Raw genomic sequence first — 22986 nt, 5'->3', positions numbered from 1 at the left:
ACCTCACGAACCACGCCAGACTGATCCGTCGCCCCCCAAATTCAAAGGGACCGAAAACACGAACATTCCGATGGGACCTCACGTACCTTTATGCCGATAGACCCAGAGGTGCACTGACAAAACGTTACATCTCGCGTGTTGACCTTCCCGCGCGGGAGACATGGACACATGTCCCGTGATGGAAGCGTCAGAGGATACCGCGCGCAGGGATTTCCTGTATTACGCAACGGCCGGGGCGGGGTCGTGGCCGCAGGGGCCGCGCTCTGGCCACTGGTGAACCAGATGAACCCTTCCGCCGATGTCCGCGCCTTGGCACAGATCACTGTCGACATTTCCGATCTCGCGCCTGGAACGCAATTGACCGTCAACTGGCGCGGAAAACCTGTCTTTATCCGTCATCGCACAGAGGCAGAAATGGCTCAGGCTCGGGCAGAGGCGGTCTCTGACCAGCCTGACGGCAAGGCGCGCAACCCCAATCTGCCCGCCGATGCGCTGGCGTCGCGTAGCCCTTAATTGGGCTCTGCCTCACTTTGTGTGGCGCAACTATCCTGAAACAGGAAAATTCAGGAGGGATGGTTGTGAGCTCGAAGAAGCATTGGTCGCCCGGGGCCGAAGTTTCGGTTCAATGCGTTGAGCGAAGTGATTTCGGCGGGTGATCGTATCGGGAGCTGACACCAAGCGGCATCTGCCCAGACTGTGGATTGCATTCACGCCGACGTCACGGCTGGCGGCGTCGGCGGTTGCAGGATTATCCCGCCCATGGAGAGGAGGTAACGGTTGATCTCGCGATTTGCCGTTGGCGATGTTTGGCACCCGCTTGCCCACGCCGGACTTTCGCAGACCAACTCACCTCGATTGCGCATCCGTTTGCACGTAGCACTTCGCGTGTCGGGGAGATTGTCAGTCATCTTGGGCATGCAACCGGCGGACGGCCTGCCGAACGGCTCTTGCACCGTTTGGGCCTTGGCGTCAGCGATTACACGGTGCTCAGGCAGTTGAAAAAGCGTGCTCAGGGCACCGCCAAGCCGCCGACGGTCATCGGGATTGACGACTGGAGCTGGCGGAAGTCGCAAACCTACGGCACGATCATTGTGGATCTGGAGCGTCGCGTGGTGATCGACATTCTTGAGGATCGAGATGTCGTCACCTGCACCAACTGGCTCAAGCGACACCCCGAGGTGAAAGTGATTAGCAGAGATCGGTGTGGTCTCTACGCCTAGACTGCACGGCAAGGGGCACCGCAGGCGAAGCAGGTCGCTGATCGGTTCCATATCGTGCAAAACCTGCGGCAGGCCATTGAGGAGCAAATGAACCTCCACGGCCCTGAGACCGGCAGAGCGCTGCTGGCCGACGCCGACAATATCACCGCAGCCGGCAGCCTTCTGAAGTCACGCCTTGCGCACAGGACATCTCGGGAAGAGATTTTCACCACCATCCATGCGCTCCGAAATCAGGGGCTTAACTGTAGCGAGATCGGGCGACGAACAGGGTTCCCGCGCCGCAGCATCGCGAAATGGCTGCAGTTCGAGACGCACCCACCGGACCGCAAACAGGCCGCTTTGAAACCGACTTCGCCGTGGTACTTTGAAGAATTCCTGAGCCAAAGCTGGAAGGACGGCATGATGTACGAACAGGAGAACGGCACTGGCCGAAGCGGCGGCTGCGGCAGGGAAAATGTTGCCACTTTGGCCCTTTCTGTTTGCAGGGAGGGCGGGAGATTTTAGTCGTGGATTTATATTTGAAGGTCCGCCTCGCGCGTCGGGGCGGTATGAGCGAACGGGAGGCCGCCGGCCATTTCGGGATCTCGCGTGCGAGCGTGAAGAAGATGATGATGTTTTCGGTCCCGCCGGGTTATCAGCGAACGGCGCAGATCAAGCGGCCCAAGCTGGACGGGTTCACCGGCTTCATCGACGAATGGATGCAAGACGATCTGAACCGTCCCCGTAAACAGCGCCACACCGCCAAGCGCATTTTTGAACGGCTTTGCGACGAGCACCAGTTTCAAGGCGGCTATACGACGGTCAAGAACTATGTCCGGGAACAAGGGCGGCGCAGCCGAGAGATGTTTGTCCCTCTGGCACATGCCCCCGGCCATGCCCAAGCGGATTTTGGCGAGGCGATGGTCGTGATTGGCGGGGTCGAGCAGAAGGCATATTTCTTTGCACTGGATCTGCCCTACAGCGATGCCTGCTTTGTGCGTGCTTATCCTGCGGCGGTCTCCGAGGCTTGGGTTGATGGCCATGTTCATGCTTTTGCATTCTTCGGCCGGGTTCCGCAGTCGGTTCTTTATGACAACGATCGATGCCTGGTCGCGAAGATTCTGCCGGACGGCTCGCGCAAGCGGACCAAGCTGTTCAGTGGGTTCCTGTCGCATTACTTCATCCAAGATCGTTATGGCCGACCGGGTAAGGGCAACGATAAAGGCGCTGTTGAGGGTCTGGTCGGATATGCCCGGCGCAACTTCATGGTGCCTATCCCACATTTTGCGACATGGGAGGCGTTCAATACCTGGCTGGAAGAACAATGCCGCAGGCGCCAGAGCGATGTCTTGCGCGGTCACAGCGACAGCATCGGGCAACGACTGGTCCGCGATCTTGATGCGATGATGGATTTGCCGGCGTCACCGTTTGATGCCTGTGACCAGGCCAATGGTCAGGTGAACTCACAATCCCTGGTGCGCTACAAAACCAACGATTATTCGGTTCCTGTCGCCTACGGGCACCGCGATGTCTGGCCTCGTGGCTATGTCGATCAGGTGGTCATTGGCTGTGGTGGAGAGGTGATTGCCCGCCACAGCCGGTGCTGGGACCGGGAGGATATGGTCTTTGATCCCGTTCACTATCTGCCGCTGCTGGAGCAAAAGACCGGCGCGCTGGATCAGGCGGCCCCATTGGTGGAATGGGAGCTGCCAGAGGAATTTGTGACCCTGCGCCGCTTGATGGAAGCCCGCATGATCAAGGCGGGGCGGCGTGAGTATGTGCAGGTCTTGCGGCTCTTGGAGACATTCGAGATGGCAGACCTGCAGGTTGCCGTCAAAAACGCACTTCGCATGGGTGCCATTGGGTTTGACGCCGTGAAACACCTCGTGCTGTGCCAGGTCGAGAAGCGGCCGCCCAAGCTGGATCTGGATGTCTATCCGTATCTGCCAAAGGCCAATGTCGGCACGACGTCGGCGGCCAGTTATATGTCCCTGATGAAGCGGGGGCAGGCAGCATGAGCGACGCTCCCCAAATCCTGCTGAACTACCGCCTCAAATCGCTGCGGCTGCCGACCGTTCTGCGGGAATACAGCAAACTGGCCAAGCAGGCCGCAGCCGAGGGACTGGACCATGTACAATTTCTTGCACGTCTGATCGAACTGGAGATGATTGACCGGGAACGCAGGATGATCGAGCGCAGGATCAAAGCCGCAAAGTTCCCAGCCGTCAAAAGCCTGGATAGCTTCGACTTCAAGGCGATCCCCGCCCTGAACAAGATGCAGGTGCTGGAGTTGGCGCGTTGCGAATGGATCGAACGGCGCGAGAATGTCATCGCGCTTGGGCCTTCCGGCACCGGCAAAACCCACATTGCCCTCGGCCTCGGGTTGTCGGCATGCCAGAAAGGCCTGTCTGTCGGTTTTGTCACCGCCGCAGCGCTTGTTCATGAACTGATGGAGGCCAGAGACGAACGCAGGCTCCTGCGGCTTCAAAAACAGATGGTTGGTTACAAGCTGCTGATCATCGACGAGCTGGGCTTTGTGCCACTGAGCAAAACCGGGGCTGAGCTGCTGTTTGAATTGATCTCCCAACGCTACGAGCGCGGCTCCACGCTGATCACAAGCAACCTGCCATTAGAAGAATGGACAGAAACATTTGGGTCAGAACGCCTGACAGGCGCACTGCTCGATCGCCTGACCCACCACGTCAACATCCTGGAGATGAATGGCGAAAGCTACCGCCTTGGCCAGAGCAAGGCGCGTCAAGCAGCGCCCAAAACCTAAACCTCAATCAGCACAGATTGGCCCTGACGGTCCAAAGCATCCGGACAACCGCCCGCTATATAACAAGCGCGGCTGCCCGGATGCTGGCGCTCGTCTTCACGCTGATTATCCCAAACCCAAAGTGGCAACATTTTGCGCTGCCCTTTGGCTCACTTTTACTCTGCCGTTGACAGGCAGCCTGTGTCCGTATGATCCAAGAGCGTGGTTACGAGGGGAGTCAGTCGCATTAAAAGCGGCTGGGGGCGGGCGGGCGCAGAGCCGAAAAGCAAACGAAGGGCCCCGCCGTGGAGCACCAGATCCTGGAGCCGGTCCGGGGCCCGGAAACGGGGCATGCGATCTCTCCGGTCATTGCGGCCGCGCTGTGCATCAAACCCAGCGGAAAGCTCACCTCGGATCAGGCGCGGAAAGTCGACACGCTCAAAGCCGGTTCTCCCGCCTTCACAACGATGCGCAGCCTCGCCATGCGTTTCAACGGTATCATGCGTGGCCGCCAAGCGGGTCCGCTCCCTGCATGGATCGACGACGCCATCGAAACCGGCCTGACGCCCATTGTGCGCTTCGCCCGCACCTTGAACCGGGACTTCAATGTGGTCAAAAAGGCGATCGAGATGCCCTGTAACAACGGCCAGGCGGAAGGTCAGATCAACCGCCTGAAAACCCTCAAGCGCGCCATGTACGGCCGAGCCGGTCCAGAATTGTTGCGGGCGAGAATGCTACCGTTCCGCCACACAGATTGAGGCAGAGCCCAATTAAAGGCTACGCGACACAACCGTTTGATGACTGGCGCCCGATCTTGCGTGTGTCCCCGGTCCCGTGCACCCGGTAATACAGCCACGACAAATAAAGCACGTGGGTTCCAAGCGGGTTGTCAGGACCCGGCGGCCAATAGTCAGGCCATTCGGGGTTGCGCTCTTTCATTGATGGAGTGGGCCGCCAACTGGGCCTCTCCACCTTCCTTATAACCTCTGTATATCCTCGGCGGGTCAGCTCTTCCGAGGCGGGGACACTTGAAGGGTAGAGTTTGTAAACACTTTCGTCTTCCGACCAGTACTGGACTGCACGCGAGTCAATGTCGCACATAATTGCACCGTGCTGAAGGTTATCGAAGTGGTCTTGCCAGGGATCCGCACTGAAGGACAGAAATATTTCTGCGTACCGCCGAGGGCTCCTGCTCCTGAGCACGGAGAAGGGAAGGTGTTCCCAGAAGTCCGATCATAGTTGTCGAGACGAACTGGCACCGTGTTTTCTTTGAATCAGTAATATACTTTGCCTCGCCCTTTTGTTGATGAACGGATACGACCTCTAGCTGCTAGAGCTTCAACCGAAAATTGATGACGTTCTCGTGAGGCGGCGAGACTAGAGATATCCACGTGTTTCAGCGCAATAGTTGCGATACTTGGTGCCGTATTGTTCGCACAGCCATGGCTCTTCTGCGAGCGGGGCAAGGGCCAGCGCGGCAACTCCAACGATGACGACAGGCCAAACCCAAGGTGAGGCGAAGAGAAGACCCAAACCTATTAGGATGGCCATGTCGGCAAGATACTGCGGATTCCGAGAGAAACGGTAGAGACCCGAAGTGATCAGCTCGTCTCTCACCCCACTGGTGGCTTTCAGTCCAATGATGAATGCCCCCCACCAGGCGATCAGATTTCCGATTGCGATCAAGAACGGCCCGACTGCCCAACGGAGCGCGTTGGGCATAGAAGCGGATTTCCAATCCACGATGCCCAAACCGATCACCGCCCCAAACACGGCCAATGTGAGGCCCCATGCAATGATTGGTATGACTGAATGCTCTCTGTTTGGAGGCCAGATGCGCTTGGACGGGCGGACGATCGACCAAAGGAGCGCACCAATCAAAACCAGACCGGACAGCAGGCCTACGACCACTAGTATGCCTTGGGCAATCGTCATGAGCGGTGTCCGAACACCTGCGCCTCCTGATGCGCATTGTCGGTCGCTTCGAATTCAAGCGTGGAATGCTCGATTGAGAAACGTTCATGCAGCACCGATTTGACGTTTTCTTTAATTTTGTCGGCCTCACCCATCCGGTCGCGTTCGACAACAATATGGCAGTCCAATGCCGCAGCGTTCTCCTGCATTTGCCACAGGTGGACATGATGCACGTCCACAACGCCATCGACAATCTGGATCGCTCTGACCACGTCATTTCCATCAATATCTGGTGGGCTCCCAAGCATCAGGGTTCGAATTGGGGCCCCTATTTCGGTGAAGGACAGATACAGGATGTAGCGCATGCCGATGGTGATGGCCGGCTCCACCCAACGCATATCATAAAGTATAATGAGCGTCCCGCCGACTATGACGGCCACTGAAGCCAACGCGTCCGAAAGGTTGTGGAGAAACAGCGCGCGGATGTTCACGCTCCCCTTCTGCATCGAATAGGTCAGCATTGCGGTCAGCGTGTCGACCACAAGCGCAATTCCACCGAGAATGACGACGGTCCACCCCATGACTTCGGGTGGATCAATCATGCGCATGCCACCTTCGTAGATCAGGTAGAAGCCGATCACGATCAGGGTGGTGTAGTTGATCAGGGCAGCGACGATTTCGACCCGGCCATAGCCCGAGGCATGCGCTCATCGGCCGGGCGGCGCGCCCTGCGCGCGGCGGAACAGGACAAGCGAGGCCATATCGGAAAAGTTGTGCAGCGCATCGGCGATAGTGCTAGACCGCCGCCGACATATGCCCCCGACGATTTGCGCAACAGTAAGTAGCCCATTCGCCCAGATCGCATCGCAACCCGTCGATCCCCAGAATTCGGATCGATATTCGCGTGCCCGTGATCATGCGGCATTGGCAGGCTCCTCATGCGCGTGTGTCGCGCGTCGGTCAGTCTTCAGGCGGCCGCTGCGGAAACCACGTACGCGCGCATTCATCCAGTGGCGTATTATATGACGGTAAAGGGCACCACGCAGCCTTCCAAAGGATTGCTCATGGGACAAATAGAAGGCGTCGGGCGTATCGTACACGCCGAAATCTTGCACGATGCCGGTTTTCTGAATGTAGGTATCTTCTCCGTTCCAGGCGACGGGAGGCGCGCCAAGGCAATCCGTGCCCGCGCCATAACCGCAGAGACTGTCCGTGTCCGAGAACGATCTTTGCAGGACTTCGAAGAAAGCGTCATCCAGGATGAAGCCTTCAAGGTTGATCCAGGCCCCTTGAAATTCGATCTCTACCCACGAGTGGAGAATTTCCTCTGGAGCAAGCGGATACACCAACTCTGGGACAACACCGCGCTGCAAGCCTTTGTGGATCGTAAACCCATGCAACCGGCAACGAACGCCAACACCACGCAGCAGCGCCATTAACAGGCTGCTGAAAAAGTCGGGGCTCGACGCTGTTTCAAGAACATGATTCACCCTTGTTACGGCAGCGGTGGCGAGGGTGGCGATGCGTGGGACGGACAAAACGAGCGGTTCGCTGTTCAGCTATGTTGACCTTGAAGAGCGAATTCCTGCGGTTCATCCGCTTCGCAAGATCAGACAGATCGTGAACGATGCACTTACGAGCCTCGATGCCGATTTCGATGCGCTGTATACTGACTTTGGTCGCCCCTCGATTGCGCCTGAGCGCCTGATCCGGGCGAGCCTTCTCCAGATCCTGTTTTCGATCCGCTCCGAGCGGCAGTTGATGGAGCAGATGGATTACAACCTGCTGTTCCGCTGGTTTGTCGGCCTGGGCATCGACGACGCGGTGTGGGTTCCCACGGTGTTCAGCAAGAACCGCGACCGCGCCGCTACTGACCACCGAGATGTCGCGCAAGGTCATGGCCGCGATCCTCGCACACCCCGAGGTCAAGCCGCTGCTGTCGGACGAGCACTTCTCGGTCGACGGCACCCTGATCAAGGCGTGGGCTTCCATGAAGAGTTTCCAGCCGAAAGAATACGCCCCGCCGCCACAGGATGGTGATCCTGGTGGGCCTCCGCCACCGCCAACCGACGATACCGCACTGAACGCCGACCAGCCCCAGCCGACAGAGACCCAGCCGATGACCGATACGCCTCGCCAGCCCCGCAACGCAGAGGTAAACTTCCGGGGCGAGAAGCGCTCGAACGCCACTCATGCCTCGGTTACGGATCCGGATGCCCGCCTTTACAAGAAGGCCCCGGGCGCGGCGGCGATGCTTTGCTTCATGGGACATACACTGATGGAGAACCGCAATGGCTTCGTGGTGCAGGCAGAGTTGACCCACGCAGATGGGTATGGTGAGCGCAAGGCGGCCCTTGAGATGATCAACCGGCATTCACCGGGCTCGACCCGACGACTGACGCTTGGTGCGGACAAGGGATACGACAGTGCCGATTTCGTTGCTGAACTCAGGCGCATGGTTGTGACACCGCACGTCGCGCAGAAAGCCCGGCATTCCGCAATCGATGGACGGACCACCGGGCAGCCCGGCTACGCCCTGTCTCAGCGGCACCGCAAGAAGATCGAGGAACCGTTTGGTTGGGCAAAGACCGTCGGCGGCATGGCGCAGACCACGCTTCGCGGTGTTGAACGTGTCTGGCGCCCGCTTCACGTTAACAATGGCAGCGAATAACCTGGCGCGCCTACCAAAGCTCTTGGCTTAGGAACCGCACAATGGAATACATTTACAGCGTATTGATCGACAAGAACTCAGGATCATGGACCGCGCGATGTCCAGCGATGGAGGAATTCGGAGCCAGAACCGGCGGAGAAACGAAGGAAGAAGCTCTGACCCATCTCCACAGCATACTTCTGATGATCTTGCTTGATCTTGAGGAAAAAGAGCTGGCGATACCAACCGACAAAATGGTCCTCAATGGCGCGAAAATTACCATCAACACAGGCACCGAATGAGTTTTTCAGCAGCCTGCTAAGAGCGTGCCTTTCGTATTGCACTGCCCGTAGCCGTCGGAAAGTACCTCGGATGCGGGGATGTCGTCAGCTCGATTGTATCCGAACGCAATTTCATTTCGAACGAAATCATAGGCAGCTCCGATCCGATCGTATTCGGATAAGTCGCGCCAGCTGCGGCTCTCTATTAGATGCGCAAGAGGCGCGGCATCAAAATCCAGTAGTTTGGTGGGTGCAAGTAGGGGGTTGGTTATCTGCAACGGAGTCGCTCCTCGAATCGTCTTGGAACAGACTAGTCTCTATAGTTACTGTAGCTTCAACCCCTTCTTTTAGAAACGATCTCTCGCAACTACTTGTCCGTGTGAACTGCTTTGTGGTGTTCACCGTGTGCGTCGCGTAGGATATTGACACCGCCCCAGGCCGCGATCCCGGCGATAATCACACCGACGACTAGGTCGGGCCAGTTCGTTCCCAGCCAGGCAACGAGGCCACCTGCGACTACGATTTCCGAGGTTTGCCGCAAAGTCGTTCCAGCTGAAAGTATTGGCCGCGCGGATGTTGACGTCCGGATCTTTGAGCCGAGCGAGCAACCAGACACAAACTGAGTTGATGGCCGCCGCGATCAGCGCCATGACGATCATAACGGTGCCAAGGGGATCCGACCCACCGACATAGCGGCGCCAAGCATCATAAAGGATCCCGATGGCGAACACGATCAGCAGGCCGCCCGAGACATTCGCCGCGCCACGTTTCCATTTCGCAGACCGCGACAATGCAAACAGACTGATTGCGTAGACCAAGCTGTCTGAAAGGTTGTCGAGCCCGTTGGCGATCAGGGCACTGGAATCCCCGAAGGTCCCAGTTGCGAAAAAGGCCGCAGCAAGACTGATATTGAGACCGAGAACGATCCAAAGTGTGCGTCTTTCTGCTCGTTTTTCTGCCGCCATACTTCCCATTCCAATTTGTGAACTATGATCTTTCAACCTCTCTGGCAGATCAGGGTTCCGGATTGATTATTGATGGTCAGTTCCACGTACGACCGTCGGGAGCTTTCAGGCAGGCGCCCCAACCAATGCAGAGCATAGCCCTTTTTATGGGGCGATGAGATCGCGATTTGAGACGGTTTCAAGTTCAAACCATAAAGTTCAATTGGTTCGTGGCGCGGCCAGTATTATAGCTGCGCCGAGCAAGCAAACGGCTGTGCCAAGCGCATCCCACCTGTCCGGTCTGTGACCCTCTGCAAGCCACATCCACAGTACCGAAGCCGCAATGTAGACTCCGCCATAGGCGGCAAAGGCGCGGCCCGCAGCAACCGTTTCGACTTGCGCCAGAAGCCACCCGAATACCACCAAGGCTACAATACCGGGTACGAGCCAAGCCGCGGATGCGCCGAGGCGCCACCAGCTCCAGATCGCGAAACACCCGGCGATCTCGGCCAAGGCCGCAAGCGGGTATGCAAGCGCGGCAGGCATCTCAGGCGCCGATCTCGTCATGTTCGGTCAAACATTCGGAATGATCCCGCAACACCTCAAGCACCTTGCAATCGGCAGTACGTCCACCGCTGCATTCGTGAACCATGCGTTTCAGTTCGGTGCGCAGCGCCTTCAGACGGGCCATGCGCTGCTCCACCTGCTTTAGCTGGCGACGCGCAATCGCGTCGGCTTCTTCGCAGGGCCGATTGGGCTGGTCGCTGAGGTCGAGCAGCTCGCGGATCGCATCAAGCGAGAAGCCGAGTTGTCGCGAATGGCGGATGAAGGACAGTCGGTCGAGCTGTGCGTTGTCATAGCGCCTCTGTCCGCCTTCAGTCCGGCCAGGTTCGGGCATGAGCCCGATCTGCTCGTAGTACCGAATGGTCTGCACCTTTGTGCCGGTCTTCTTTGACAGAGTGCCGATCGTGAGCATCTTCGCCTCCATGAAAAAGTTACAGTCTTTGTAGGTTTTGCCGCCCCAATAGACAAGTGCCGGATTCACAGACGCGTGAGTTTAAGCCACAACGTGATTTCGCGCTTGAACCTCTAGTAGCTAGAGGATGTAAACGCGACAATAATCAAGAACCAAAATCAGGCGCGCAGGTTTGTCCCTTACATCGGCACAGAAATTTCTTTGGGTTTTGGCAGGCGTCGCGTCGCTTGCCTTCGTATGGCTTTTGCTCTGGTCGGACTATCGCGCTGACCGCGCCCGAACCGACAACGATCCAGCGTTTGTCGCTGCATTCGAATTGACGGACCACCAAGGTGTGGTTCGCACGGAAGAAGACTTTTCGGGGCGTTGGATGTTGGTATTTTTCGGCTTCAGCAACTGCCCCGATGTCTGCCCGACGACACTGTCTGAGGTCGCGGCGGTGATGGACGGTCTGGGCGACAATGCCGCGAGGGTCCAGCCGATTTTCATAACCATCGACCCCGAACGGGACACGCCCATGGCACTCGCCGAATTCGTTCCGCTGTTCGATGCGAACATCATCGGGCTGACAGGTACGCCCGAACAGATCGCCGCTACATCCGAAACGTTTCCGATCTTCTTTGAACGCATCGAAGAGGCTACAGCTCCGGATGGCTACACAATGGGCCACACGTCACATCTGTTTCTATTCGACCCCGAGGCAGGCTTTGCAGACTCATGGCCCTATGGCACGTCCGCTGAAGAGATTCTCGCCGATCTGGAAGAGAGGATCTGACCGACATGAACCGCGTACCCGCAGAAACCGCCCTCGGGCTGGCATGGATCGTTGCCCTCGTCGCCTCGCTTGCTGTACTTTTCATCGGCGAAGTGATGGGGCAGACACCCTGCGTGCTGTGCTGGTTCCAGCGCGCCTTCATGTTCCCGCTCGCGATCATTCTCGGCCTCGGCCTTTGGTGGCGAGACGGCAGCGTCGGGCGCTATGGCATCGCTCTGGCGCTTGGTGGTGGCGTGGTCGCCCTGTGGCACATGGGCCTCTACGCGGGCCTGATCCCCGAACGCATCCAGCCCTGCACGGCCACCGGCCCCTCTTGCACCGATGATAACCAATTGGTCTTCGGCATTCCGATCCCGCTGATGGCGCTGGTCGCCTTCGCACTGATCGGGTTCCTGTCGGCACTTTCATTGAAGGAAACACAAACATGAATCGACGCGGCTTAATCCTGTCCGTTCTCGCCCTCGGCGTTGCCGGTTTCGGCGGAGCCACTTGGTACGCGACTCGCCCCGGCCCCGCGGCCGAAGCAAAAACCGTTGCGCCGGAACTCGCGGACGCGATGATCCGCTCTTACTCGCCCATCCTCGGACCTGCCGACGCGCCCGTCACGATTGTCGAATTCTTTGACCCGGCCTGCGAGGCTTGCCGCGCCTTCCATCCGATCGTGAAGGACATCATGGCACAGCATGGAGATGCCGTCCGCGTCGTTATCCGCTACACCGCGTTTCATGGCGAGGCATCCGAGGAAGCGATCCGCGTGCTCGAGGCAGCACGCATGCAAGGCGTTTACGAGCCGGTGCTCGAAGCCGTTCTGCGGGATCAGCCGAGATGGGCGTCGCACGGCGCGCCTGAGCCCGGTCTGATCCTCCAGATCGCCGCCACTGCCGGACTCGATGCAGAGGCCGCGCGCACGCAAATGCTGGCACCGGATGTCGTTGCGATCCTGAATCAGGATCGTGCGGACGTCGAAACCGTGGGAGTTCGCCAGACTCCTACTTTCTTTGTAAACGGCAAGTCGCTCGATCCATTCGGGGAGGCAGAACTGCGTCGATTAGTGGCCGCGGAAGTTGCTGCCGTGCAAAGCTGAATGGAAAAGGCAGGACCAAAACGATGAAAAAGATTATTATGACGGGCACACTGGCCGCGCTCTTGACCTTTGGAGGGCTCTCAGTACCCGCACTGGCCGGACCCGTGGATGTCGTCGTCGAAAGCGCCTGGTCCCGCGCCTCCATAGGGATGAACCGCCCCGGGGCCGCCTACATGACGATCCGCAACACTGGCGACGAGCCGGTGACGCTGATTGGTCTTTCAACACCCCTCGCGATGATGCCCGAGATCCACGAGACGAAGACCAATGCCGAAGGTGTGAGTTCCATGAGCGCGGCAGGTGAGATCGCGATCGCCCCGGGCGAGAGCGTCGCGCTTGAGCCGGGCGGCCTCCACGCGATGTTGATGCGGCTACAACAACCCATGACGGAAGGGGAAACCTTTCCGCTGACCCTACTTTTTGTCGACGGGGGCGAGGTGACAGTCGAGGTGCCGATCCTTGGCATCGCCGCACGCGGACCGGAAGACTAATGCGACGAAGGACGATCGCAGGATACGGCGCGGCCGGTGCCGGTGCAATTGCCTTGACGCTCTTCGTCGGTTGGTGGCGGGTCGACGGACCCGGTGCGCCCGAACCTATCGAGCAGCGGCCTATGGCTCTGACCGAGATGGATTTCCGCCTGACTGACCATGAAGGCAACGAGGTCGGGCCGGAAACCCTGATCGGGCGACCGACGATGGCGTTCTTCGGTTTCACTTACTGCCCCGATGTCTGCCCGACCACGCTCTCGGACATTTCAGGTTGGCTCGACGATTTAGGAGACGAAGCCAAACAGTTGAACGTGGTTTTCATCACGGTCGATCCCGAGCGCGATACCGTCGAGGCGATGGCAGAATATGTCAGTTATTTCCACCCAGCGATCCGCGGCTGGACGGGACCGGAGGGGCAGATTGCGCGCATCGCGGACGGCTTCCGCGCTGCCTACGAGCGGGTGCCCACGGAAGGCGGCGACTACACGATGAACCACACGGCCAGCGTCTTCCTGTTCGGTGCCGCTGGACGGTTCGTCACCATGATTGACTATCATGAACCGAGGGAATTCGCGGTACCGAAGATCCGCCGCGCGTTGGAAGAAGAAACGGAGGGAGCGACATGAGGCTCAGAACTTTTGCGGCAGGTGTCGCGCTTGCGGGGACCGTTTCGGGGGCGGCTATCGCATTCTTCGATGTTCTGTCGAAAGAACCCGTGCCGCCAGAACTTGCCCAGGCAGGTAGCTGGATGCCCCAGCGTCCTGAAGCTCCCCGGAGCCTGGATATTCCGTTGTCGCTGCCAGCTACGGCGTGGGTGGAAGATACACCCGGCTTCGGCCCCTTGCCCCTGCTGCAGGCCGCTGTTGTTGACAGGCCGATGCAGGCCATCGAACCGCCCCTGTTGACTTGGTCTCGCGACATCTCTTCTGGTGAAACGCTCGACTCCTTGCTTTCCGAAGCCGGTCTTGCGGGAGCCGACAGGGCGGAAGTCGCCCTTGCACTTGGCGCGGAATACGATCTGCGACGGTTGCGGCCGGGGAATTCGGTCACTGTTGTTTCGACTATGGATGGCAGCCCCCGCACCGTCTCGCTCGCCGTCGAGGACGGGGTGCGGATCGAGGTGCTTTTTGGCGAGCAGGTGTCCACGCAGGTCGTGGCGCCGGATCCGGAGATCGTAACCCTTGCTGGGGAGGCCGTGATCGACACCTCGATCTTCGCGGCACTCGACAATGCCGGCATCCCCGCCCGATTTGCCGTGGACCTTGCGCAAATGCTGGGTGGAACCGTGGATTTCCGCCGTGAGATGGCTGGAGGCGAGACACTAAGGCTTCTCTGGCGCGAGACGCGCGTCGGCGATGACAAGATCGGACAGCCGGACCTCGCCTTCGCCGCACTGGAAATCGGCGATTCGCTTTACGAGATCGTTTGGCCGGACGACGGCAGCGGTCAGGCGACGATCTACGTCGATGGCGAGGTGCTTCGCGTCTTTGCACAGCCAGTCGAGGGCGCGCGCCTCAGCTCGGTGTTCGGGCGCCGCACACATCCTGTCTACGGAAACGTCCGGATGCACACCGGCGTCGATTTTGCCGCGGCAAGCGGGACGCCGGTACGGACGACGGCACCGGGCCGGGTCAGCTTCATCGGCTGGCGAGGCGGTTATGGACGCGTGGTCGAAATCTCCCATGGCTCCGAGACCATGACGCGCTACGCGCATCTCAGCGCCGTGTCGGAGGGCCTAACACAGGGCCAACGCGTGGCGGCGGGAGATGTGATCGGCCGCGTTGGCGCAACCGGCACAGCGACAGGTCCCAACCTGCACTACGAAGTCCTCGTAGATGGGCGTCCGACTGACCCTCTCTCTGACGACAGGCTCGCCGAAGCCGCAGAGAACGAGGTGGATGATACCGCCGCGCTGTTGCGTCTGACCGAGGCGCGCGCGCTTCTGACTGAAAACCTTGACAGCGAAATTGCCCAGACGACAACCGAAAGGCTCTGACCCATGAAACGCATGACCCAAGCTCTGACCATCGCGCTCGCCCTGTTCCCGGCGGCCCAGGCCCTCGCAGAGGCAACAGCGATAGACGTCCGCAAGACCAACGGATGCGGCTGCTGCCTGTCCTGGATGAACCATCTCGAGGAAAACGGATTCGCGCCGACGGGCGAGAACATGTTTGGCGGGTCGCTGGTTCGTTTCAAGCTCGACAACGGCGTGCCGCAGCGCATGGTCTCCTGCCATACCGCGCTCATAGAGGGCTACGTGATTGAAGGCCATGTCCCGGCCGCTGATATCCGCCGCCTTCTTGAGGAACGCCCGGACGCCGTCGGCCTCGCCGTTCCGGGAATGCCCTATGGCTCGCCCGGCATGGGGCCGGAAGAAAACCGTGAAGCTTATGATGTCTTCCTCATCCGCGAGGACGGGTCGACCGAAGTCTTTTCAAGCTACGCCGAAGGATAATCTGGCCCGCTTATGGAAAACCTGTCTCCGATAATGCTCGGCTTTCTCGGAAGCCTTGCCGCCGGATCGCTCACGGCAGTCGGAGCAATTCCCGTGCTGTTCGGGCGCATCCCGTCGCGGGCGACGCGCGATCTGTCGCTCGGCTTCGCTGCCGGCGTCATGCTCTCAGCCTCGTTCTTTTCTCTGATCATCCCGGCGTTGGATGCGGCGGAGCCGATGTTCGAGAACGGCGCGATGCCTGCGGCCATCGTTTGCGTCTCGATCCTTTTGGGCATGGGGGCCGTTGCATTGATGAATGAAAGGCTGCCGCACGAGCATTTCAGAACGGGACGCGAAGGGCCCGAAGCGGCGTCCTTACGGCGGGTCTGGCTGTTCATCATCGCAATCACGATCCACAACTTCCCGGAAGGCCTCGCGGTCGGAGTTGGCTTCGGTTCCGGAGGTATGGAAGGCGGTCTGCCACTCGCCATCGGCATCGGGCTTCAGAATGCGCCTGAAGGGCTGGCCGTTGCGGTATCCCTGTTGGGCGAAGGATATCCGAAGCTGCGCGCCTGGGGCATCGCCGCGCTAACGGGAATGGTCGAGCCGATTGGCGGTTTGCTCGGGGCCGGCATCATCACACTGTCGGAACCGCTGCTGCCATGGGGCTTGGCCTTTGCCGCAGGCGCCATGCTTTATGTCATCAGCCACGAAATCATCCCCGAAACCCATCGCAGCGGCCATCAGAACAAGGCAACGCTCGGCTTGGCCGTCGGGCTCGTTTTGATGCTTTTTCTCGATGTTTGGTTGGGGTGACGCAATGCCAGTGCATAAACTATCTCCGGTGATCGGCATTTTTGCGGCGCTTGCCGCTTTCGTAATCGATCAGATCACAAAAGCCATTGTTGTGGCGAATGCGGCCTCTTTAAGCACTGGAATCGCCGTGTTTCCAGGTTTTAACCTTGTCTTTTATCGCAATGATGGCGTCACTTTCGGATTACTTGGCGGCGCACCATGGTGGAGCCTCATAGCTCTCGCTCTTGCCATCTGCGGCTGGCTGGGGGTTATGCTGTTTCGCGCCGAAAATGCGGTTGAAACGCTCGCTTACGGAGCGATCATCGGTGGAGCCTCGGGCAATGTCATTGATCGTGTGCGGTATCGGGCTGTAACGGACTTCCTGGATTTCTACATCAACTCAACGCATTGGCCTGCCTTCAACATGGCCGATGTGTTTGTCGTCAGTGGCGTGGGGCTCTTGCTCGCCGCACCCTGGATCAGTGCGCGGCGTCCGATCAAGTCGTGAAGCCGGCAATTCTGAACTGCTTCGCTCTGCGCAAACGTCTGCTCTCGCGGATGACGCTTGGTTTCGCCGCCGGGCCGCTGACCGTTCTAACCTTCCCGCCTTTCTCGATTCTCCTTCTTGTTCCCGTTGCCTATTCTGCGTTGTTTGTCGGTCTTCGCGACCTCTCCTTCGGGCGTGCTTTTCTCGTCGGCTGGGCGTTTGGTCTCGGCCAGTTCGGTTTCGGGATTTCGTGGATCGCGGAAAGTTTCTACGTCGAACCCGAGCGTTTCGGGGCGCTGGCGACCCCGGCCGTCGCGGGATTGTCCGCAGGTCTCGCGATTTTCCCGGCCATTGCCGCCGTGCTCTTCGTCGAAATCGCGCGGCGCGGAGCCATGGGCAGTCTCCTGGCCTGCCTCCTGTTCGCGACCTCCTGGACCGCGGCCGAGTGGTTGCGCGGTCACGTTCTGACAGGTTTTCCGTGGAACCTCGCCGGCTACGCTCTGGTCGATTACGCCGCCCTTCGCCAGCCCGCCGCCTGGGTGGGAAGTTATGGGCTAAGCTTTCTCACCGTGTTCGTAGCGGCACTCCCCGGCGCGGCTCTCATGGCGGTCGGGCGACAACGATTGATCATCTCGCTAATGCCGCTGGCCGGCATCGTGACGATGTGGGCCGTCGGCACGCTTCGCCTCCAGTCGGATGCACCACAGCCACCGGATGTCGACCTGCGCATCGTTCAGGGCAACGTTCCCCAAGAGGAGAAATGGGCGCCCGAGAACCGCGAGGCGACCTTCGCGCTCTATCTCGAGCTTTCAACCCAGCCCGGCGATTTCGACGTTCTTCTCTGGCCGGAAACCGCCTTTCCCGGGTTCCTCGATGAGGATGCCCAGGCGCGGGCCCGCATTGCCGCTGCGCTACCGGACGGCAGCGTGCTGCTAACCGGAGTGCCGGACCGTGTACTGAGCGAGGATGGCACCCGATATTTCAACACCGTCCAGGCTTTTGACGATACCAATGAGATCCTGACCGGATACGCGAAACACCATCTCGTGCCCTTTGGCGAATACGTGCCATTCCGCGGCTGGTTGCCGATCGAGCGGCTGACGGCGGGGCTGGGCGATTTTACGCCCGGACCGGGTCCGCGCACCCTTGCGCTTCCGGGTATGCCGCTGGTCGCCGTGGCGATCTGCTATGAGATCATTTTCCCGGGCCATGTGGTCGACGACATGTTCCGACCCGACTGGATTTTTAACGCGACGAACGATTCCTGGTTTGGAACCAGCATCGGACCCGAGCAGCATCTGGCTTCCGCACGTATGCGCGCCGTAGAGGAAGGCCTTCCTGTCATCCGAGCCGCGAATACGGGCATCTCTGCGGTCATCGACGCGAACGGAGAGATCATTGCGCGGCTCGATACAGGGGAAAGGGGCATCATCGACGCTGATCTTCCCTCAGCGCAGCCGCCTACGCCATATGCGCTTTTCGGGGACTGGATGTTGCTGGCGCTCATCTTGGCTTCGTGGAGCTGGGCTCTGGCGGCCAATGCGACGGCTAACTACCGCCGCATGAGAAAGACCGTCATGCAAAGATGTGGATAGGCGTTCCGTCCTTCACCATTGCATAGATGTCCTCGATCTGCCGATCTGTGACTGCGATGCAGCCAGCTGTCCAGTCGCGGATGTCCGTCGGGTCGATGCCGGGGCGTGGACCACCATGGATGAAGATGTCGCCGCCGGGGGAAAGGCCCTGCGCTGCGGCAAAGGCGATGTCGGCCTCATTTGGATAAGAGATGCCAACTGAAAGATGATACGTACTTTCAGGGTTGCGCTTATCGACTATGTAGGTGCCCTCCGGGGTCCGACCGTCTCCCTCGAATTGCTTGTGACCCTGAGGAGCGAAGCCCAGCCCGATCGGATAGGTTTGCAGCACGCGATCGGATCCGTCGAGAACAAGCAAACGCTGTCCCTTGTAGAGCCGAAGTCGCGTCACTTCGGGTCCGTCATAGCTGCGGAACTTGCCGGCACAGCCCGACAAAAAGGCCGCTAAGCCACCCAACAGGACGGCGCGGCGGGGAAATCGGATGGTTTTCACTGCTCGATGCCTCTTTCGTGAGGTCTGATATGGAAATAATGTTACCTTGCAAATGCCGCGTGATCAATGTCCGTGGGCAAGCGCGGCCTTTGCGATCTGTGGCCCAACCTGCTCGCCACCGGACGGCGGTGCCTTGGCCTCTTGGCTGTTGAGCAGGCGCAGGGCGTTCGCCACCACCAGCAATGACACACCCACGTCGGCTGCAATAGCGCCCCACATCGATGCCATTCCGAACGCGGTAGCGACAACGAAAACTCCCTTGGTCGCCAAGGAAATACCGATGTTCTGATGGATAATCGACATTGTCCGGCGCGAATGACCGATCAGCCAAGGCACCTTGCCGAGGTCGTCGGTCATAAGGGCAATGTCCGCCGTCTCGATTGCCGCGTCAGAACCAACCGCACCCATCGCGATGGCATAATGCGCGCGCGCCATTGCGGGTGCATCGTTCACCCCGTCGCCGATCATGGCAACCATGTCATGAGTTTTGACCAGTTCTTCGATGGCTGTCACCTTGTCTTCGGGCAGAAGCTCAGCGCGCACCTCGTCGATACCGACCTCGGCGGCAACGGCGCGCGCTGTTCGCTCGTTGTCACCGGTCAGCATAACGATGGTTTTCACGCCTTGCGCGTGAAGTTGCGCCACGATGCCCTTGGCATCAGGGCGGATGCGATCGCGCAGTTCAAGAATGCCCGTCACGCCGGATTCATCGCCGACAGCGACAAGGGTGCTGCCGGCGCCTTCGATCCGCTCCCGCAGATCCTTCGGAATGGCGTCGCCGAAACCCTTCTCCTCGGCAAACCGGTCCGACCCCAGCCAGATGGACCGTCCGTCGGTGCGTCCTTCAAGTCCCCTGCCGGGAATGGTGCGGGTATCCTCTGCGGCGGACACCTTGACGCCGTCGGCCTCCGCCCGCGCGAGAATGGCACGCGCCAAAGGGTGCGACGAACGTGCCTCCAGCCCTGCGGCGAGGGTCATCAGATCTTGTGCTGAAGCCCCGCCCAGCGGGTGCACCGCCGCCACTTCCGGCTGACCCATGGTGATTGTGCCGGTCTTGTCCATGGCCAGCGCCGTGGTCCTGCCCGGCGCCTCTACATAGGCACCGCCCTTGATGAGGACGCCCGCCCGCGCCGAAGCGGTGAGCGCTGCGACGATGGAGACAGGGGTCGAGATGACCAGAGCGCATGGGCAAGCGATCACCAGCAGCACGAGGGCATTGTAGAACCAGTAATCCCAGGCTCCGCCGAAGATAAGCGGCGGCAGTAGCGCAATTGCGACGGCGAGAGCCATGACGATAGGCGTGTAGATGCGGGCGAACTTTGCCACCCACTGTTCCACCGGCGCGCGGCGGGCATGGGCGTCGCCGACCATGCGGATGATCTTGGCCAAGACGGTATCCGAGGCGACCTTCGTGGCGCGCACAGTTAGTGTACCTTCGCCGTTGATCGTGCCCGCATAGACCTCGTCTCCGGCCTCTTTGGGTATCAAGGCACTTTCGCCGGTGATCGGCGCCTGGTCGACCGCGCCCGCGCCACCCGTCACCTCGCCGTCGAGCGGGATACGGTCGCCACCGCGTACAATAAAGCTTGAGCCTACGGCGACTTGCACCGCCGGCATGTCGGTCTCGCTTCCGTCATCGTGGATCACGCGCGCCGTAGGTGGCGCAAGATCCAGGAGCGCCGACACAGCGTTCCGCGCGCGCCCAACGCTCCAGCTTTCGAGAAAGAGGGACAGCGAAAAGAAAAAAGCCACTGTCGCTGCCTCGAAGAATTCACCGAGCCCGATGGCTCCGGCGACTGCGACAACCATCAGCAGGTTCATGTCGGGCGACAGCCGACGTGCGGACGACCATGCCTTCGGTGCCACAAGCCAAACGCCGAATAGGATAGCAACTGCAAAAAGCCCTGCCTCGGCCAGCGGCATCGGCGCTTCGCCGTGCCCCGCGAAGAGGCCGAGCGCCCCCCCCATACCGGTCTCGACGATGTGCCAGAGAAAACCCGCCGCCCAGAAGCCGCCGCTGAGAGCCGTAAACAGCCGCTGTCGTGCAAGATGGGCCGCTTGGTCGACCGACGCGTTCTCGGCATTCCACGGCTTCGCCGTCATGCCGGTGCTCGCGACAAGTTCCGCAACTTCGTCGTCCGATACACTCTTTGCGCTGTCGAGAATGGTCATCCTCCCGTTGATTACATCGAACGCGAGATGCTCGGCCCCGCCGATCTGCGGGCCGATTACCTTATTCAAGATCGCGACCTCCTCGGCGCAATCGAGGCCAGACACCTGAAAACTGCGCCCGCCGGTTGGCGCGGGAGTCGTCGGTGCGATGTCGCCGCACTTTCCGGCGCTACCACAGCAACTGCCGCCGCTTGCCTGGGCGTCTTCGGCGTGATCGTGATCGTGGCGGTGGGTGTCGGACGGCATGAACGGACCTCTGGATTCGGGTGCTTTGTCATGACATAGCCCCTACAGTAGCTAGAGCTTCAAGAGAAAAGTTCGGTGGTATTTCCGTTTGTTTTCTTGCTAGACGGTCCGACGACAGCCTCAATCACGGCGTGAGGCATAAAAAGCCGATACGAAGAAAAACAGAAAAGAAAGGAAACTCGATGCAGGTTTTGATGCTGAAGCAAAAAATGATGGTTGCGGTGGCGCTTTTGCTCACGACAGGATGCGCCATCCAGCCGACAGGGCCGGACGACACGGCAGACCAGACGGGCAACGTTCCCGAAGCCGTGGTTGCGATGGCTGCTCCGGATCAGGATGTTGCAACCGCGCGCCTCGTGCCGGAAGACGGCTGCTATTGGTACGAACACAGCGGGCCGGTCGAAACGACGCTGCTGCCGTTGCGCACGGCGAACGGTAATCCGATCTGCGTGGCACGCGAAGCTTGAGGACGCGTCAGACGTTGCATCAACGCGCCTCAGACCTACGCACCACACTCAACTTCGCGCGGTGACACTGTCCTCCGCTGAGTACAAATGTGCCGTCGATTCGATCTCAACGTTGGGATAAAGTTCGTTAATGTGAGCCATGACCATCCGCACGCAACCCGAACTGGCTCGACCGCCGATACTTCTCGGATAGGGCGTGCCGTGTATTCGAAGATAAGTGTCGCGGCCTCCGACGTACAGATAGATGGCTCGTGATCCCAAAGCGTTTTCGGGGCCGGGTTCCATCCCGTCGGCCCATCGTGCGTTTTCCGGATCCCGCTCGATCATGTTCTGGGTCGGTGTCCAATGCGGCCACCTCACCTTGCGTTTGATCGTGTAGACCCCAGGCTCGTATAGGTTGCCCCGGGCAATGGCCACACCGTAGCGCATTGCGGTCCCGCTCTCCTCGATATGATAGAGATACCGCGCGACCGCATCGACATGGATGTCTCCTGGCACGAGCCCGGGTTTCGCAATCACGCGTTGGGGCAAAAAGCGCGGGTGTAGGCCCCAAGGGTTTGACGCGGCCGGATCGAATCCGGGCGGCGTGACTTGCGCGTCCCATTCAGCCTTCTGTGCCTCGGTGGGCCAGGTATCGGCCAACAGGGGGCTGGAAACAGACGCGGAGAATAGCGCCGTTGTTGTTTGAATGAAGTGTCGTCTTGTCAGCATGTCGTACCCTTTCGGTTCCCACCAGAATCTATGGCAAGAACGGTATCTGTTCACTTTGATTAGATAGGACTTCTAGTGGCTAGAGGTTCAAGGACATATTTTCGTGAAAACACACGATCCTTGTGATCCGCAATTTACCATCCGCTACTACGAAAAGATCGGCGCGCCGCCCAGCCTGACCCGGCCTGTTCCCGAGACCACGGTTGCTGCAGAGTCAGATCCTGTCGAAGCTGGCTATGGAGGAAGGCCATATCGCCCGCTTCGCCTGAGCAGCGAACGGCAGTGTGGTGAACTTTGACTTGCACGGTGACGGGGGCAGGCAAAGCAGCAACGACAAACAGGGCCGCGCAGTGTCCAAAATACCGGGCGTCTTGCTCGCCGCCTTCACCAGTCATCATAGATGGTGAAGGCACAACCGCACGGAAGCGCCGGCCACAGCGGCCTTGCGCACTGGCGAGGAGTATCTCCAAATTCGAGCACCTTGATTGCCAAGGTTCCGGCGGGCTTTGCCTCC

General features: G+C 59.6%; 21 protein-coding genes and 9 pseudogenes. 19 read left to right on the top strand and 11 right to left on the bottom strand.

The window, feature by feature from the left end; translation table 11 throughout:
* Positions 1–178: 178 nt before the first annotated feature.
* The 5 genes and pseudogenes from petA to ACK3EW_RS23780 form a co-directional block, all read left to right on the top strand.
* Positions 179–501 (top strand): annotated as a pseudogene (petA, locus tag ACK3EW_RS23800) (ubiquinol-cytochrome c reductase iron-sulfur subunit); the annotation flags it as partial.
* Between the two features lie 77 nt (positions 502–578).
* A pseudogene (locus tag ACK3EW_RS23795) lies at positions 579–1619 on the top strand (ISL3 family transposase); the annotation flags it as partial.
* Positions 1620–1726: 107 nt separating this feature from the next.
* Positions 1727–3217, top strand: coding sequence for an IS21 family transposase (gene istA, locus ACK3EW_RS23790; RefSeq protein WP_493809900.1), 1491 nt, complete (start codon positions 1727–1729; stop codon positions 3215–3217).
* Entirely contained in the window at positions 3214–3978 is a 765-nt protein-coding gene (gene istB, locus ACK3EW_RS23785; protein WP_493809899.1) for an IS21-like element helper ATPase IstB, read from the top strand. Before istA ends, istB begins: the two co-directional genes overlap by 4 nt.
* Positions 3979–4169: 191 nt before the next feature.
* A pseudogene (locus tag ACK3EW_RS23780) lies at positions 4170–4715 on the top strand (transposase); the annotation flags it as partial.
* 25 nt (positions 4716–4740) lie between these two features.
* On the opposite strand, the pseudogene ACK3EW_RS23775 reads toward ACK3EW_RS23780, so the two are convergent.
* From ACK3EW_RS23775 to ACK3EW_RS23760, 4 genes and pseudogenes are all read right to left on the bottom strand, one after another.
* A pseudogene (locus ACK3EW_RS23775) lies at positions 4741–5194 on the bottom strand (L,D-transpeptidase); the annotation flags it as partial.
* Positions 5195–5334: 140 nt separating this feature from the next.
* Positions 5335–5892 (bottom strand): methyltransferase family protein, encoded by a 558-nt coding sequence (locus tag ACK3EW_RS23770; RefSeq protein ID WP_493809898.1) that lies wholly within the window; start codon positions 5890–5892, stop codon positions 5335–5337.
* Positions 5889–6796, bottom strand: a pseudogene (locus tag ACK3EW_RS23765) (cation diffusion facilitator family transporter). Before ACK3EW_RS23765 ends, ACK3EW_RS23770 begins: the two are co-directional and overlap by 4 nt.
* Positions 6786–7316, bottom strand: a pseudogene (locus ACK3EW_RS23760) (transglutaminase); the annotation flags it as partial. The pseudogenes ACK3EW_RS23760 and ACK3EW_RS23765, both read right to left, overlap by 11 nt.
* 76 nt (positions 7317–7392) lie before the next feature.
* On the opposite strand from ACK3EW_RS23760, the pseudogene ACK3EW_RS23755 reads away from it, so the two are divergent.
* Together ACK3EW_RS23755 and ACK3EW_RS23750 are read left to right on the top strand one after the other, a co-directional pair.
* A pseudogene (locus tag ACK3EW_RS23755) lies at positions 7393–8573 on the top strand (IS5 family transposase).
* Positions 8574–8583: 10 nt separating this feature from the next.
* Positions 8584–8823: a type II toxin-antitoxin system HicB family antitoxin gene (locus ACK3EW_RS23750; RefSeq protein ID WP_147277946.1), complete on the top strand. Its 240-nt coding sequence runs from the start codon at positions 8584–8586 to the stop codon at positions 8821–8823.
* Positions 8824–8840: 17 nt separating this feature from the next.
* On the opposite strand, the pseudogene ACK3EW_RS23745 reads toward ACK3EW_RS23750, so the two are convergent.
* The 4 genes and pseudogenes from ACK3EW_RS23745 to ACK3EW_RS23730 all read right to left on the bottom strand — a co-directional run.
* A pseudogene (locus ACK3EW_RS23745) lies at positions 8841–9074 on the bottom strand (transglutaminase); the annotation flags it as partial.
* 95 nt (positions 9075–9169) lie between these two features.
* Positions 9170–9767, bottom strand: a pseudogene (locus tag ACK3EW_RS23740) (cation efflux transmembrane domain-containing protein).
* A 198-nt stretch (positions 9768–9965) separates the two neighbouring features.
* Positions 9966–10292, bottom strand: a complete 327-nt coding sequence (locus ACK3EW_RS23735) for a YnfA family protein (protein WP_009807984.1) — start codon at positions 10290–10292, stop codon at positions 9966–9968.
* Between the two features lies 1 nt (position 10293).
* The gene (locus tag ACK3EW_RS23730) at positions 10294–10722 is read right to left on the bottom strand and encodes a MerR family transcriptional regulator (protein WP_039965742.1); all 429 of its coding nucleotides are present in this window, start codon (positions 10720–10722) and stop codon (positions 10294–10296) included.
* 172 nt (positions 10723–10894) lie between these two features.
* On the opposite strand from ACK3EW_RS23730, the gene ACK3EW_RS23725 reads away from it, so the two are divergent.
* Genes ACK3EW_RS23725 through lnt form a run of 10 tightly spaced genes read left to right on the top strand, consistent with a single transcriptional unit; the run spans position 10895 to position 18383 of the window.
* On the top strand, positions 10895–11497 hold the full coding sequence (locus ACK3EW_RS23725) for an SCO family protein (RefSeq protein ID WP_232617642.1): 603 nt from the start codon (positions 10895–10897) through the stop codon (positions 11495–11497).
* A 5-nt stretch (positions 11498–11502) separates the two neighbouring features.
* Positions 11503–11925 carry a disulfide bond formation protein B gene (locus ACK3EW_RS23720; RefSeq protein ID WP_009807981.1) on the top strand — a complete coding sequence of 141 codons (423 nt, stop codon included), beginning with the start codon at positions 11503–11505 and terminating at the stop codon, positions 11923–11925.
* On the top strand, positions 11922–12581 hold the full coding sequence (locus ACK3EW_RS23715) for a DsbA family protein (RefSeq protein ID WP_009807980.1): 660 nt from the start codon (positions 11922–11924) through the stop codon (positions 12579–12581). Before ACK3EW_RS23720 ends, ACK3EW_RS23715 begins: the two co-directional genes overlap by 4 nt.
* A gap of 23 nt (positions 12582–12604) precedes the next feature.
* Positions 12605–13072 (top strand): copper chaperone PCu(A)C, encoded by a 468-nt coding sequence (locus ACK3EW_RS23710; RefSeq protein WP_009807979.1) that lies wholly within the window; start codon positions 12605–12607, stop codon positions 13070–13072.
* Entirely contained in the window at positions 13072–13698 is a 627-nt protein-coding gene (locus ACK3EW_RS23705; protein ID WP_009807978.1) for an SCO family protein, read from the top strand. Before ACK3EW_RS23710 ends, ACK3EW_RS23705 begins: the two co-directional genes overlap by 1 nt.
* On the top strand, positions 13695–15068 hold the full coding sequence (locus tag ACK3EW_RS23700) for a M23 family metallopeptidase (RefSeq protein WP_009807977.1): 1374 nt from the start codon (positions 13695–13697) through the stop codon (positions 15066–15068). The genes ACK3EW_RS23705 and ACK3EW_RS23700 overlap by 4 nt, the downstream gene beginning before the upstream one ends.
* Positions 15069–15071: 3 nt before the next feature.
* Positions 15072–15527, top strand: coding sequence for a DUF411 domain-containing protein (locus tag ACK3EW_RS23695; protein ID WP_009807976.1), 456 nt, complete (start codon positions 15072–15074; stop codon positions 15525–15527).
* A gap of 12 nt (positions 15528–15539) precedes the next feature.
* Entirely contained in the window at positions 15540–16322 is a 783-nt protein-coding gene (locus ACK3EW_RS23690; protein WP_027238629.1) for a ZIP family metal transporter, read from the top strand.
* A 28-nt stretch (positions 16323–16350) separates the two neighbouring features.
* A complete protein-coding gene (gene lspA / locus ACK3EW_RS23685) occupies positions 16351–16809 on the top strand; it encodes a signal peptidase II (protein ID WP_092465207.1) in 459 nt (152 codons plus the stop codon).
* Positions 16776–18383 carry an apolipoprotein N-acyltransferase gene (lnt, locus tag ACK3EW_RS23680; RefSeq protein ID WP_102856007.1) on the top strand — a complete coding sequence of 536 codons (1608 nt, stop codon included), beginning with the start codon at positions 16776–16778 and terminating at the stop codon, positions 18381–18383. Before lspA ends, lnt begins: the two co-directional genes overlap by 34 nt.
* On the opposite strand, the gene ACK3EW_RS23675 is transcribed toward lnt, so the two are convergent.
* Together ACK3EW_RS23675 and ACK3EW_RS23670 are read right to left on the bottom strand one after the other, a co-directional pair.
* A complete protein-coding gene (locus ACK3EW_RS23675) occupies positions 18364–18876 on the bottom strand; it encodes a L,D-transpeptidase family protein (RefSeq protein ID WP_009807972.1) in 513 nt (170 codons plus the stop codon). The two genes, lnt and ACK3EW_RS23675, sit on opposite strands and share 20 nt — an antisense overlap.
* A gap of 63 nt (positions 18877–18939) precedes the next feature.
* Positions 18940–21294: a heavy metal translocating P-type ATPase gene (locus ACK3EW_RS23670; protein WP_092465195.1), complete on the bottom strand. Its 2355-nt coding sequence runs from the start codon at positions 21292–21294 to the stop codon at positions 18940–18942.
* Positions 21295–21476: 182 nt separating this feature from the next.
* Here ACK3EW_RS23670 and ACK3EW_RS23665 point away from each other — a divergent pair, with 182 nt between their 5' ends.
* Positions 21477–21761, top strand: coding sequence for a hypothetical protein (locus tag ACK3EW_RS23665; protein WP_092465194.1), 285 nt, complete (start codon positions 21477–21479; stop codon positions 21759–21761).
* Positions 21762–21809: 48 nt separating this feature from the next.
* Here the strand turns inward: ACK3EW_RS23665 and ACK3EW_RS23660 are convergent, their stop codons facing one another.
* Positions 21810–22472, bottom strand: a complete 663-nt coding sequence (locus ACK3EW_RS23660; RefSeq protein ID WP_092465193.1) for a L,D-transpeptidase — start codon at positions 22470–22472, stop codon at positions 21810–21812.
* 103 nt (positions 22473–22575) lie between these two features.
* Here ACK3EW_RS23660 and ACK3EW_RS23655 point away from each other — a divergent pair, with 103 nt between their 5' ends.
* Entirely contained in the window at positions 22576–22770 is a 195-nt protein-coding gene (locus ACK3EW_RS23655; protein WP_123618725.1) for a hypothetical protein, read from the top strand.
* The last annotated feature ends 216 nt before the right edge of the window (positions 22771–22986 follow it).

The organism is Marivita sp. NO-S04, from assembly GCF_059070475.1.
The sequence above is the reverse complement of the archived record's forward strand: the minus strand, read 5'-3'. Positions and strand labels throughout refer to the sequence as shown.